Origin of the sequence: Sphingomonas parva (ex Maeng et al. 2020) (assembly GCF_004564275.1) — a bacterium.
In the GTDB taxonomy this organism is placed as follows: Bacteria; Pseudomonadota; Alphaproteobacteria; order Sphingomonadales; family Sphingomonadaceae; genus Allosphingosinicella; species Allosphingosinicella parva.
Map to the genome: position 1 here is coordinate 67,446 of NZ_SPDV01000019.1, position 13,008 is coordinate 80,453.

General features: G+C 68.8%; 11 protein-coding genes. 4 read left to right on the forward strand and 7 right to left on the reverse strand.

Going from position 1 to position 13,008, the window contains the following annotated elements; translation table 11 throughout:
* Positions 1–32: 32 nt before the first annotated feature.
* The gene (locus tag E2493_RS11390; protein ID WP_135086828.1) at positions 33–224 is read right to left on the reverse strand and encodes a hypothetical protein; all 192 of its coding nucleotides are present in this window, start codon (positions 222–224) and stop codon (positions 33–35) included.
* Positions 225–416: 192 nt separating this feature from the next.
* On the opposite strand from E2493_RS11390, the gene E2493_RS11395 reads away from it, so the two are divergent.
* Together E2493_RS11395 and E2493_RS11400 are read left to right on the forward strand one after the other, a co-directional pair.
* The gene (locus E2493_RS11395) at positions 417–1,874 is read left to right on the forward strand and encodes a pectate lyase family protein (RefSeq protein WP_225421398.1); all 1,458 of its coding nucleotides are present in this window, start codon (positions 417–419) and stop codon (positions 1,872–1,874) included.
* The gene (locus E2493_RS11400) at positions 1,871–2,905 is read left to right on the forward strand and encodes a pectinesterase family protein (RefSeq protein WP_135086830.1); all 1,035 of its coding nucleotides are present in this window, start codon (positions 1,871–1,873) and stop codon (positions 2,903–2,905) included. Before E2493_RS11395 ends, E2493_RS11400 begins: the two co-directional genes overlap by 4 nt.
* A gap of 66 nt (positions 2,906–2,971) precedes the next feature.
* On the opposite strand, the gene E2493_RS11405 is transcribed toward E2493_RS11400, so the two are convergent.
* Positions 2,972–6,265 (reverse strand): TonB-dependent receptor, encoded by a 3,294-nt coding sequence (locus E2493_RS11405; RefSeq protein WP_225421400.1) that lies wholly within the window; start codon positions 6,263–6,265, stop codon positions 2,972–2,974.
* Between the two features lie 217 nt (positions 6,266–6,482).
* A complete protein-coding gene (hppD, locus tag E2493_RS11410; protein ID WP_135086834.1) occupies positions 6,483–7,568 on the reverse strand; it encodes a 4-hydroxyphenylpyruvate dioxygenase in 1,086 nt (361 codons plus the stop codon).
* A gap of 134 nt (positions 7,569–7,702) precedes the next feature.
* On the opposite strand from hppD, the gene trxB reads away from it, so the two are divergent.
* Complete coding sequence (gene trxB, locus E2493_RS11415; protein ID WP_135086836.1) at positions 7,703–8,668, forward strand: thioredoxin-disulfide reductase; 966 nt, start codon at positions 7,703–7,705, stop codon at positions 8,666–8,668.
* Positions 8,669–8,724: 56 nt separating this feature from the next.
* On the opposite strand, the gene E2493_RS11420 is transcribed toward trxB, so the two are convergent.
* From E2493_RS11420 to E2493_RS11435, 4 genes are read right to left on the reverse strand one after another with little or no spacing between them, the layout of a single operon-like run.
* Complete coding sequence (locus tag E2493_RS11420; RefSeq protein ID WP_135086838.1) at positions 8,725–9,555, reverse strand: hydrolase 1, exosortase A system-associated; 831 nt, start codon at positions 9,553–9,555, stop codon at positions 8,725–8,727.
* Complete coding sequence (locus E2493_RS11425) at positions 9,528–10,127, reverse strand: alpha/beta hydrolase family protein (protein WP_225421401.1); 600 nt, start codon at positions 10,125–10,127, stop codon at positions 9,528–9,530. Before E2493_RS11425 ends, E2493_RS11420 begins: the two co-directional genes overlap by 28 nt.
* 56 nt (positions 10,128–10,183) lie before the next feature.
* Complete coding sequence (locus E2493_RS11430) at positions 10,184–10,462, reverse strand: acyl carrier protein (protein WP_135086842.1); 279 nt, start codon at positions 10,460–10,462, stop codon at positions 10,184–10,186.
* Between the two features lie 28 nt (positions 10,463–10,490).
* The gene (locus tag E2493_RS11435) at positions 10,491–11,444 is read right to left on the reverse strand and encodes a GNAT family N-acetyltransferase (RefSeq protein WP_225421403.1); all 954 of its coding nucleotides are present in this window, start codon (positions 11,442–11,444) and stop codon (positions 10,491–10,493) included.
* 61 nt (positions 11,445–11,505) lie between these two features.
* Here E2493_RS11435 and E2493_RS11440 point away from each other — a divergent pair, with 61 nt between their 5' ends.
* Positions 11,506–13,002 (forward strand): acyl-CoA ligase (AMP-forming), exosortase A system-associated, encoded by a 1,497-nt coding sequence (locus tag E2493_RS11440; protein WP_135086846.1) that lies wholly within the window; start codon positions 11,506–11,508, stop codon positions 13,000–13,002.
* Positions 13,003–13,008: the final 6 nt, after the last annotated feature.

The window sequence follows — 13,008 nt, forward strand, 5'->3', positions numbered from 1 at the left end:
GGCCGGTCCCGGCTGCGCGGCCCGCCCCAGGATCAGGCTTCGAGCAGGCCGAAGCCGATGGTGCCGAACAGCAGGACCGAGAGGCCGAGGAACAAAGCGACGAGCATATAGCCGGCGGGCCGCAACAGCTTGCGTTCCCAGCCGCGCAGATCCTCCTGATCCTTCAGCCGATAGAAGGTGTAGCTCGACAGCATGCCGACGGCCAGAGCGATGGCTCCCCCCACGTCCAGGTTCCTCTTTACAAAAGCCCGCTGGCGCCGTGGCGCCATCCCATGTCCTCATTATAGGCGAGTCCTGGTTAATCCAACGCGAAAATCGGCACTTAGCCGCGCGGGTGCCACGGCTCGCCGAAGCACGTGACACCGGTTACCAGACGTGCGATGCTCGGCCATCGCCGCAGCAAGACGGGAGAGGACATGGCCGGGAGGAACGGGTGCGGCGCTGCGCCGCAGGCATGGCAGGGTCAGGACGCAGGTCGGACGGCGAAGGGTGGCGATCTCGTCGCAACTGCCGGGTCGGGCATTGGACGGCTCGGTATCATCGGCCTTCTCCTCAGCGGCGCGGCCGCGGCTGCGGCGCCCCAGGCGGGCGACGCATTGCCGGCCTTTCCAGGGGCCGAAGGAGCAGGGCGGCTCGCGCTCGGCGGGCGCGGCGGCCGGGTGCTCCGTGTGACGAACCTCGAGGACAAGGGGCCCGGCTCGCTGAGGGCGGCCGTGGAAGCGGAAGGGCCGCGGTTCGTCGTGTTCGACATCGGCGGCACGATCGAGCTGAAGAAGCCGCTGGTCATCCGCAACGGCCGGATCACCATCGCCGGGCAGACCGCACCGGGCGGCGGCATCACCCTGCGCGACCGCCATCTCGAAATCGCCGCCGACGACGTGGTCGTACGCTACCTTCGCAGCCGCCTCGGCGACGAGAGCAAGGTGGAGAGCGATGCCTTCACGATCAGCCGCGGGCACAGGATCATCGTCGATCACGTCTCGGCGAGCTGGTCGGTGGACGAGACCCTCTCGTCGGGCTCGCCCTACCGCACGGCGGCGGACGACCTGAGCGACGTTACCGTGCAATGGTCGATCATCTCCGAATCCCTGCGCAAGTCGCTGCACGCCAAAGGCGAGCACGGCTATGGCTCGCTGCTGCGCGGCGGGCGGGGGGCATGGATGACGTTCCACCACAATCTCTGGGCGCATCACGGCGCCCGCATGCCGCGACCGGGCAACTACCTCCCGCCGGAGAAGGACAGCGTCGGCGCCTATTACGACATCCGATCGAACCTCTTCTACAATTGGGGCGGCGGCTATTCCGGCTACAATGCGGACAGCGGCGAGAAGGCGTCGCACGCCGCCTACAATTTCGTCGACAACAGCTACCGCACGGGACCGGATTCGAAGAAGGCGATCGCCTTCGACGAGCGGAACCCGATCGCCCACGCCTGGTTCGCCGGCAACATGATGAACGGCCGCACGCCGAACGATCCCTGGAGCCTCGTCTCCGGCCGCAGCGATGACGAATACAGGCTGGCCGGCCCGTTGCGCGCGCCGCCGGTGAAGCGCGATCCGGCAGCTAGCGCGGCGGCCCGGATCCTGGCATCCGCCGGAGCGTCGCTTGTCCGCGACCCTGTCGACGTGCGCGTGGTGGAATCGGTCCGTACCGGCACTGGCCGGCTGATCGACAGCCAGAGCGAGGTCGGCGGCTGGCCGGCGCTCGCCCCCGGACAGCCGTGGCGCGACGGCGACGGCGACGGAATGCCCGACGACTGGGAGGCAGCGCACGGGCTCGACCCCGGGAATGCGGCCGATGGCGCCGCGGACCGCGACGGCGACGGCTACACCAATGTCGAGGAGTGGCTGAACGGCCTCGTCGGCGCGCCGTGAGCGTCGATCGCCGCTCGGTCTGCAGCGGGCTCGCGGCGCTGGCGGCGCTCGGCCCCAGCCGGCTCGAGGCCGCGGGCGGCTTCGACGCAATGGTCCGCCATCGCGGCGGCACCCACGACAGCCTCGCCGCCGCGCTCGCCGCGGCGCCGCCGGGCGATCGGCCGTGGCGGATCCTGCTTGGCCGCGGGAAATGGGAGGAGAAGCTGGCCGTCCGGCGCCCCAACCTTGTCTTGGTGGGAGAGGATCGCCGGACGAGCGTGCTGAGCGCTTCCGCCGCGGCGGGACAGGCGAAACCGGGCGGCGGCAGCTGGGGCACCTACGGCTCGGCGACGCTGACGGTCGAGGCGCCGGGCTTCGTCGCGCGCAACCTCACGATCGAGAATGGCTTCGACTATGTCGCCAACCTGCGAGACCGCCGGGTCGAGGGCGCGCAGGCAGTGGCCCTGGCGCTGGGCGACGCGGCCGATCGCAGCGTGATCGAGAGTGTCGACCTGCTCGGCCATCAGGACACCTTCTACCTTCGCGCCGGACGCGCCGCGGTGCGCGACTGCCTGATCGCGGGCAGCATCGACTTCATCTTCGGCGGCGCGGCGGCGCTGTTCGAGCGCTGCGAGATACGGTCGCGGCTGCGGCCCGGTGAAACGCTGCAGGGCTATGTCGCGGCGCCGAGCACGCCGCGCGCCCAGCCGATCGGCTTCGTCTTCGATCACTGTCGGCTGACCCGCGAGCCGGGCCTGCCCGACGGCTCGGTGTGGCTCGGCCGGCCGTGGCGGGCCGGTGGGAATCCCGCGCTGCTCGGCGCCGCGGCGTGGCTCGACTGCTGGATGGACGCCCATGTCGCGCCCGAGGGCTGGACCTGGATGGGCTACAAGGGACCCGGAGGCTATCCGATGCGGCTCGAGCCGGGCGACGCGCGGTTCTTCGAATATCGCAGCCGCGGCCCCGGCGGCGGCCGCCATGCCGCGCGGCGGCAGCTCGGCGACGCGCAGGCAGCGCGTTTCCGCCGCGTTCTGGGGGACTGGCGCCCGTGACCAGCAGGCAGCGCCCAGCAAAGAGCCCTCCCCGCGCGGGGAGGGCTCTCTCCGCTTGATCGTGGATCAGAAGACCAGGCGCGCGCCCGCGGTGATGATGCGGCCGGTGCTCTGGTAGGTCTGCGTCACCGGACTGTCCGCGTACATCGTGCGGTAGCTCGGCTCGTTGGTGAGGTTGCGTCCCTCCAGGGTGAATCTCAGATAGTCGGTCACGTTGATCGAGAAGGCCGCATCGATGTTGAGCTGGTTCTCGGTGAAGCCGAAATCCCCGATCACCGGCGAGTTGCACGGACCGCCGTTCTGGGTGGTGGTGCCGACCGAGCAGGTGCCGCTCGCCAGCGGGAAGCGATTCACGTAGCGCGTGCGGTAGGCCCCGGACACGCGCGCCGACCAGACGTCGTTCTCGTAATAGAGGGTGGCGTTGAACGCGTCGGGCGAGGTGTTGAGGAACGGTCCGGTCGCGAAGGTGTTCGCGGCGGTCGGCGGGCCGGTGCGGGTGGTGTTGAGCACCGTGCTGGTCAGGTAGCTCAGCTTCGACTCGATGTGGGTGTAGTTGGCGGTGATGCCCATGCCGTCGAAGGGTGCCGGCAGGAAATCGAAGTTCGTCTGAACGTTGACCTCGAAGCCCTTGATCTTGCCGCCCGGCGCATCCTGATACTGGCGGATCGCCCAGACGTTTCCAGCCTCGGTGTACTCGCGCAGCGTCGGGCTGGTGATCGAGTCGAGAATCTGCTCGTAGACCGCCGACTCGAACACGCTCGACAGCGGCGCCTCGGTGGCGATCTGCTGCGGGAAGGACTTCAGGTCCTTGTGGAACAGGGTGAGGGCGATGATGCCGTTGCGCCCGAAATATTTCTCGAAGCTCAGGTCGAAATTGGTCGCGCGGAACGGGCTCAGATACGGGTTGCCGACGGTGACGGCCGGCGCGTTGGTGGCGTTGAGGCCGGTCGCGAACGAGGTCGTGCCGGGGGTCAGCGCGCCGAGCTGCGGCCGCGACATCGTCTTCGACGCGGCGAAGCGGACGAGGAAGTTCTCGACCGGCTCGTAGACGATGTTCGCCGAGGGGAGCACGTCGGTATATTCATTGTGAGCCTCGACCGGCAGGCCGACCGAGCTGCGCGAGCCGCCGACGTTGCCGCGGCCGCTGACCTTGGTCTGCGCGACCCGCACGCCGATGTCGCCGCGCAGCGGGTTGCCGAACAGCTCGGTGTCGAAATCGATCTGGGCGAAGCCCGACAGATCCTTCTCGGTCACCGCGTTGATCTCGCGTCCGTCGATGACCGCGCGATAATCGCCCCATTTGTTGATGCAATTGCAGTCGATTCCGAAATATTGGCGGAAGGCGTCGAGGTTCGGCGCGAAGAAGCTCGTCGGCGTTCCGGCCGAGACGGTCAGCCCCTGGCCGAAGCCGAGCACCTGTCCGAGGTCGCCGCTGGTGAGGCCGGCCTCGAGCAAAGTCGGGTTGATCGCCTCGATGTCCTGCTCGCGGCGCCCCTGCGCCGCGGCATAATCGAACTGCTTCCACGTCCCGCCGAAGCGCAGGGTGAAGGCGTCGTTGAAGTCCCAGGCGAAGTTCAGGCGACCGACCTTGAACTCATTGTCCACCCGCGTGTCGAAGAAGCGGATGGTGGAGAGGCCCTTGACCAGCGTCCACTGGTTCGGATCGGCGACGTCGAAACCGGGGTTGAACACCGGCATGATGCCGTCGCCGCGCTCGTCATAGGTATAGCCGTCGCGATCGATGGCGTTGAACTCGGCGAGCAAGCCGGTGCCGCGGAACTTCGACTTCGACCAGCCGAGCGTTCCCTCGGCGCGGAAGCGGTCGGTGAACTCCTGGGTGACGTTGATCGTGCCCTGCTTGAACTGGGTGTTGCCGAACTGGGCGTCGGCCGAGCTGCGCCAGTCGACATCGTCGAGCAGCAGATAATCGGCCTGGCCGGCCTCGTTGACATGGGCTTCGCGGATCTTGGTGTTCGGGCGACCGATCAGCTGGGTGTAGAAGCCGGTCTGGTTCGCCGTCGGCACGAAGCCGGGCGAGGTCGGCGAATTGTAATAATCGAACGGGTTGAGGTTGTTCGGATTGAAGCTCGCGCGGGTGCCCGGAACGAGGCCCCCGCCGTAGAGGGACTGGCCGCAGTCGATCGCCGCCGACGGCACGCAATTCGGATAGAGCGCGATGCGGTCCGCAAGGCCGTTGGCCGTGTTCGGGGCACGGAGCGTGTTCTGGGTGACGCGGGCGTTGGTGCCGTTGCGATTGAGGCCGATCGGCGTGATCGCGTTGACCGTGCTGTCCTGCCGGAAGCGCGAATAGACGCCGTCGAGGATGATCTCGGTTCGGCTCGTCGGCCGCCACTGGGTGGTGAAGGTGGCGCCGATCCGATCGTATTCCAGATTCTGGCGCCCGATCGAGGGGAGGGCCGGGATGATCGTGGTCGGCGTGACCAGCGCATAGGCCGCCGGATCCGATCCGAAGGTCGCGCCCGTACCCGCATTGCTCGGGCGGGCGAAGCCGAACACGTTCGGGGTGACGCCCTGGATCTGCGAGTTGCGATAGGCATATTCGAACGCGCCGATGCTCCGGCGGTAGGCGTCGATCTGCTGCTCCTGCTTCTGATAGGCGAAGGAGCCGAGGATGCCGAGCGTGTTGCCGAACCGCTTCGAGAAGAGACCGGTGAGGCGCGGGTTCACCTTGCCGCCGTTCTCACGATATTCGGCCTCGGCGCCGACCGCGAGCCGCTCTTCCTTGAGGCTGAGCGGTCGGCCGGTGGTGAGATCGATGATCGCGCCCAGCGAGCCTTCGTCATTGGCTGCCGCGGTCGACTTGGTGACCTTGATCCCGCCAAACAGCTCGGAAGCGAAGGTGTTGAAATCGAAGCCGCGGGTGCGATTGGCGCCCGCGTCGGAGCTGATCCCGCCCGCGACCGCCTGCGCATCCGCGCCGTTGAGGCGGACCATCTGGAAGTCGCCGCCAAGACCGCGCACGGTGATCGAGCGGCCTTCGCCGTTCTCGCGATCGATCGACACGCCCGGCAGACGCTGGATCGACTCGGCGAGGTTGGCATCAGGGAAGTCGGCGATGTCCTCGGCGGTGATCGCATCGACGATCTGATTCGACCGGCGTTTGACGTTCAGCGCGTTCTCGAGGCTGGCGCGGAAGCCGGTGACGACGATTTGGTCGTTCTCGGCCGACGTGGCGACACCGGTTTCCTCCTGAGACGCGGAACCGGTCCCTTCGATCGGTGCCGCCGCCTCGTCGGGCTGGGCCTCCTGCGCCCAGGCCGGAGCCGCCGCGAACCCGGCGATCACGAGGGCGCCGGTCGAGACCGAACGTGCGAAAAGGCTTCTCGAGAAACGAGTCATCATAGGTCCTCCCACCCAGCCGGTACCGCCGGATTATTCCGGTCGGTTGCCTAATGGCACCGGTGTCATCACAGGAGATAACAGCAAATCCGCAGGCTGTTCAAGGCCCTGCGCACAGCTAATCAGGGGGGCGCCCCATCCCACCGGGCAGCGCCCTTGGGACTGCCCGGCACGCTGGGACAAAGGGGAGTGGGGGTGGAGAGTGCCGCCCCCCGGCTCAGTGGCCGGCGCCGGCAGAGGGAAGGACGCCGCGGCGAATCTGATCGAGCTCGATCGACTCGAACAGCGCCTTGAAATTGCCTTCGCCGAAGCCCTGGTTGCCCTTGCGCTGGATGATCTCGAAGAAGATCGGCCCGATCATGTTCTCGGTGAAGATCTGCAGGAGCAGGCCTTCCCCCGTCTCCGGCGAGCCGTCGATCAGGATCCGGCGCTTGCGCATCTCGTCGACGCTGTGGCCGTGGCCCGGCAGGCGCTGGTCGATCATGTCGAAATAAGTCTCGGGGCTGTCCTGGAAGCGGATGCCGTTGGCGCGGAGCGCGTCCACCGTCGCGAAGATGTCGTCGGTGGCGAGCGCGAGGTGCTGGATGCCCTCGCCTTTATACTCGCGCAGGAACTCCTCGATCTGGCTGTGCTCGTCCTGGCTCTCGTTGAGGGGGATCCGGATCTTGTCGTCCGGCGCCGTCATCGCCCGGGAGAGGAGGGCGGTCTGCTGGCCCTCGATGTCGAAATAGCGGATCTCGCGGAAGTTGAAGATGCGTTCGTAGAATTGCGCCCAGTGATTCATCCGGCCGCGGTTCACATTGTGGGTGAGGTGATCGAGGGTGTGGAGCCCGACCGAGCGGGAGTCGCGCGCCGCGCCGGCCACGGGCTCGAAATCGACGTCGTAGATCTGCTCGGCGCCGTAACGATCGACCAGGTAGAGATAGGAGCCGCCGATCCCCTCGATCGCCGGGATCTCGAGCTCGCCCGGGCCGCGCGGCGTCTCGACGGCGGTGGCGCCGCGCTCGATCGCCATCTCGAAGGCGCGCTTGGCGTCCTTGACGCGGAACGCCATGCCGTTGGCCGAGGGGCCGTGCGCCTGGCGGAAATCAGCGGCCTGGCCCGAAGGCTCCATGTTGAGGATGAAGTTGATGTCGCCCTGCGCATAGTGCCGGACGTTCTTCGAGCGGTGGTTGCCGAGGTGGGTGAAGCCGAGCGCGGTGAACAGGCCGGCGAGGGCCTCGGGATCCGGGCCGGTGAATTCGACGAACTCGAATCCGTCGAGTCCGAGGGGATTGTCGTGAATGCTGGCGGGCGCGTTCATTGCGGCCTCTCCATGTTCGCTGTTTTCGCTATGCCGGCGCCTCTACCAGCGGCGGGCGGAGGCGGCAAATGGATGGTTGCGCCGGGCCTCCCCGGCACCCTATCTCCTGCTCGAAACCTGAAGATTGTGAGACGATGACCGCTACCCATTCCACCCGCATGCTGATCCTCGGCTCCGGCCCGGCGGGCCTCTCCGCCGCCATCTACGGCGCCCGGGCCGGCATGGCGCCGATCGTCGTCCAGGGCATCCAGCCCGGCGGCCAGCTCACCACCACCACCGACGTCGAGAATTATCCCGGCTTCCGTGACGTCATCCAGGGTCCCTGGCTGATGGAGCAGATGCAGGCCCAGGCCGAGCATGTCGGCGCCAAGATGGAGTGGGACCATATCGTCGAGGTCGATCTCTCGCGCCGTCCGTTCCGTCTGATCGGCGACGGCGGCACGGTCTATACCGGCGACGTGCTGGTCATCGCGACCGGCGCCCAGGCCAAATGGCTGAACCTGCCGAGCGAGGAGCATCTCAAGGGCAAGGGCGTCTCCGCCTGCGCGACCTGCGACGGCTTCTTCTACCGCGGCAAGAAGGTCGCGGTGATCGGCGGCGGCAACACCGCGGTCGAGGAAGCGCTGTACATGACCAACCACAGCCACGACGTCACCCTGATCCACCGCCGCGATACGCTGCGCGCCGAGAAGATCCTCCAGGAGCGGCTGTTCGCGCATCCGAACATCAAGGTCCTGTGGAACAAGGCCGTCGACAGGTTCGTCGCCGGCGGGACGCCGGAAGGCCTGGTCGGCCTCGACCTGCGCGACACCCGCACCGGCGAGATCAGCCGGCTCGACGTGGAGGGCGGGTTCGTCGCGATCGGCCATTCGCCGGCGACGGAGCTGTTCAAGGGCAAGCTGGCGCTCGACAAGGACGGCTATATCGAGGTCGAGACCGGCAGCACCCGCACCAATGTCGAAGGCGTGTTCGCCTGCGGCGACGTCATGGACAAGACCTACCGCCAGGCGGTGACCGCCGCCGGCACCGGCTGCATGGCCGCGCTCGACGCCGAGCGCTTCCTGGCCGAGGCCGAATTCGAGGCGTCGGTCGCGGCCTAGACCATCTGAATGGAGCGCGATTCACGCCGACGGTGGAAGCGCGAAATGCTTCCACCTCAGCCGATCGCGCTCCAGGTCTGCGGTTCGAAACGCGCGAGGCTCTCCCGCACCGCATGGAGAAGCCGCTGCGGATCGCCCGGCCGGGCGAAGGTGTGGGAGCTCGTCTCGAGCAGCAGCGGCGGGCGTCGCAGCGCGCCGGCGAAGGCCGGCCGCGCGAGCGCGTGGCGGGCGGCGATGCCGGTGCCGTCGTCGGTCGCGAGAATCGCTTCGACCGGAAAGCGCGAAGCGGCGAGCGCCGCCGCCACTTCGTCGCCCAGGCTGCTGTCCGAGCCTGAGAAGATCTTCCCAACCCCTTTCAAGACTTTCGTCCAAGACACCGATCCAGCAAGGATTTTCCGCCAACCGAGCAGGCTGCTGAGGCGCGTCTGATAATGGTGCTTGATCGCGGCCGGAGGTGGTTCCCCCGGCTCCGCCTCGACCAGCCAGGGGTTGAGCAGGATGGCGCCGGCGAGCCCGGCCTCGCCGCCGAACAGGGCCAGCGCCGTCGCGCCGTCGCAGAGCCCGATGCCGAGCACGCGCTCCAGCCGGGGAGACGCGCTGCGGAAGGCCGCGGTCGCCGCGGCCAGATCGGGCGCCGATCCCCGCCAGCCCGGATCCGCCCCGCCACTGTCCCCAACGCCGCGCCGGTCGAAACGGAAGCACGGGATGCCCTCGGCGGCGAGCGCCGCGGCGAGGCGTTCGAACAGCCGATGCGAGCCGATGCGGGTCTGGGTGCCGCCGGTGACGAACAGCAGCCCAGTGGCGCCGGCGCCCTCTCCGTCGAGCGTGGCGCCGAGCTCCGCGCCTTCGCAAGAGAAGGTCAGGAGGCGCCGCACACGCGCATCCATTCATCTATATCCGAAGCAATTAGATCAACGAGTTCATATGAATTCTGAGGTTCGGCACGGCGCCAGAGAGGCGCATGGTCGAGCTTGCGATCGGCCGCGCCGGGATCGCTCGACAGGCGCAGCGTGCGGAGCCGCGCGTGCCCGGCCGGAACCGCGTCGGCGAGCGCGCCCGCCAGCGCAGGAGAGAGGGTATAGCCCGCCGCGCCGCCATCGCTGACCCGGCCGGCCCGGTCGAGATCGCGGACCAGCGCGGCGCCGTCTACCGGGGAGAATCTCCATACGCCTTGCGACGGGACGGCGTCGTCGAGCAGGCAGCCGCCGCGGATTGCGACGATTCCCGCCAGAGGTGACGGTGCCGCAGCCCGGACGGCCTTTCTCCAATCATCCCAGGTGCAGCGTTCGAGCGGCCGCTCGCTCTCACCGGTGCCCGGCAGGTCCGGCAGCAGGCAGGTCCAGCCTCGCTCCGCGAGCCGACGCATCGTCGCGGCCAGCAGCGCGCGGGTCCGGTTCATCTCCTCGAGAAGCGGCGCGAGGATGAGCAGGGCAGGGCGATCGGCGGGACCGATGCGCATCACCCATTCTTCTTTTCCTTCAACGCTATAGCGGTCGTAATTGAGACCGCTTATGGTCACTGCAGAGCCTTGGCGCGGACGAAGGTGCGCAGCCGTCCGTAGCTTTCGAGCATCTCGGCCTCGACCTCGTCATCCTCGATCAGGATTCCGAGCCTTTCCTCGAGCTCGCTGAGCAGGCCCGCGACGGCCATGGAGTCGAATTCGGGAAGGGCGCCGAACAGCGCGGTCGCATCGTCGAAGCCGGCGACCTGCGTCGGCGCCAGGCCGAGCACGTCGATCAGCACGGCCCGCAGGGTCGCGTCCACGTCCTGATCGTCGGTCCACTGGGCAGTCATGTTCGTTCCTTCCAAGAGCGTCACGCGACTACCGCCTACGAAACCGGGCGACAAGGGTGGAGGCCGTGGCCCTTGCGGCGGCCAGGAGCCCCGACGGGCGGCGCGGATCGAAGGCGTCGATCCGCCACAGAATGTGCCGTTCGTCCATCCAGTCGGCCTTGTACGCCTCGTCGCCGGTGCCGTAGTCGATCCGCGCGACGCCATCCTGATCGATCGCCGCGCGGAACATCGCCATCGAGAGCACCGTGCCCGGCGCCAGCCGCGCGGCGTCCTCGCGATAGGCGAGCTTGTGGATCGTCGCGCGGCCGTCCTCGACCAGCCAGAGCTGCGCGGCGACCGGCCGCCCGTCGTGCCGGGCGATGCCGAGGCGCAGCCTGTCCCGTTCCTGGACGGCCAGGGCGCGAAGGAAAGCGGGCGAGCCTTCGGCCGGCTTCCAGCTCGCCTGGTAAACCTCCTCATAGGCGGCCCACGCCCCCGCGTCGAAATGGCGGTGGATCTCCACGTCGAGCTGCTTGGCGCGGCGCTCGGCCGTATTGCGCAGGCGGGAGGGGCGTCGCGCCCAATAGGTTGCGAAATCAAGGTCGCCCACGTCGATCTGCCACGACGCGGTCGCCGGCTGCGTGCGTGCGATCCAGCCGGCGCGCCGTAACGCGCCGACGGTGGCGCCGGGGTCCTCGATCGGGGAGAGGGAAAGGCGGACGACACCCTCGGCGCGGAGCCGCCGCCCGATCGCCTCGAGGCCGGCGGACCCGCCCGCCGGCCCGAAGCGCAGACTGTACCAATTGGCATAGGCTTCGGCCCTGCGTCCGCGGCGCGCGAGGAACAGCCAGGTGCCGGCCGCGCGGGCGGCGAGGAATCGTCCCGCCGGGGGACAATGCGCCGCGAGCAGGCGAAACCAGGACAGGCGCTCGAACAGGCGCCCATGATCGAGGGTGCCGTCCGCCGCGCCGGCGACGGCCTCCCAGTCATCGAACAGTTCCACCTCGGCGGCCAACGCGCTAATCCCCCTCCGCCACGGAGGTGTGGCGCAGCCAGGAGCCCAGGTGCAAGCCCCCGATCCCAAGCCGCTCGATCATCTCACCGCCTGCGGAGCGGGCGAGGCGTCCGCCTTGCTCACCCGCGAGGGGCTGCTGAGCTACGCGGAGCTGGAGCAGGCGGTGGCGGCGCTTGCCGCGGCGCTGAAGGCGAGGGGACTGGCGCCGCGCGACCGGGTGGCGAGCTGGCTGCCGAAGGGGAGGATGACCAGCGTCCTGCCGCTCGCCTGCGCCCGCGCCGGTCTCGTCCACGTGCCGATCAACCCGCTGCTGAAGCGCGGGCAGGTCGCCCACATCCTCGCCGACAGCGGCGCGTCCCTGCTGGTCAGCGGCGCGGCGCGGCTGGCGACGCTGGCCGAGGGCGATCTGCCTTGCCCGGCCCTGGCCGAGGAGGAAGGCGCGGCGATGCTCGATGCCGGCGACCGGCTCGGCCCTTCCGCCGCCGATCCGGACGATCTCGCCGCCTTGCTCTACACCTCCGGATCCACCGGGCGCCCCAAGGGGGTGATGCTGAGCCACGCCAATCTCTGGCTGGGCGCGGTGGCGGTCGCCTCCTATCTCGGGCTCGGGCCGCAGGACCGGACGCTCGGCGTGCTGCCGCTGAGCTTCGACTACGGCCAGAACCAGCTGCTGGCGAGCTGGGCGGCGGGGGCGGCGGTGGTGCCGATCGAATATCTCGCCGCCCGCGACGTGATCCGCGCGGTCGAAGCGCACGGCATCACGACCCTGGCGGGCGTGCCGCCGCTCTGGGTGCAGCTGGTCGAGGCTGCCTGGCCACCGGCGGCAGCCCTGTCGCTGCGCAGGCTGACCAATTCGGGCGGGCGGCTGCCGGTCTCGATCGTCCGCCGGATGCGCGAGCTCTTCCCTGCGGCCGAGATCCACCTGATGTACGGCCTGACCGAGGCCTTTCGCTCGACGTCGCTCGATCCCGCCCTGCTCGACGATCATCCCGATTCGATCGGTACGGCAATCCCGTTCGCCGAGGTGCTGGCGGCGCGTGACGACGGCAGCTTGGCCGAGCCGGGCGAGGACGGCGAGCTCGTCCATGCCGGCCCGCTGGTCGCGCAGGGCTATTGGAACGATCCGGAGCGGACGGCCGCGCGCTTCCGGCCCGCGCCGGCCATGTCGCATTACGGCGGCACCGCCGTCTGGTCCGGCGATCGCGTACGCCGCGACGCCGAAGGGCTGTTCTATTTCGTCGGTCGCGAGGACGCGATGATCAAGACCAGCGGCAACCGGGTCAGCCCGACCGAGGTAGAGGAGGCGGCGGTGGCGAGCGGCGTCGTCGCCGAGGCAGTGGCGCTCGGCTATCCCGACCACCGGCTGGGGGAGGCGATCGCCCTGGTCGTGCGCGGCACCGGGCCGGACGAGGCCCTGCGGGCGCATCTGCGCCGCGAATTGCCCAATTTCATGCAACCGTCCGCGATCCTGTGGCGGGACGAGCTGCCGCGTTCGCCGAACGGCAAGCTCGACCGGGAGCGGCTGAAGAGCGAGCTTATGGCGTGAGCAAGA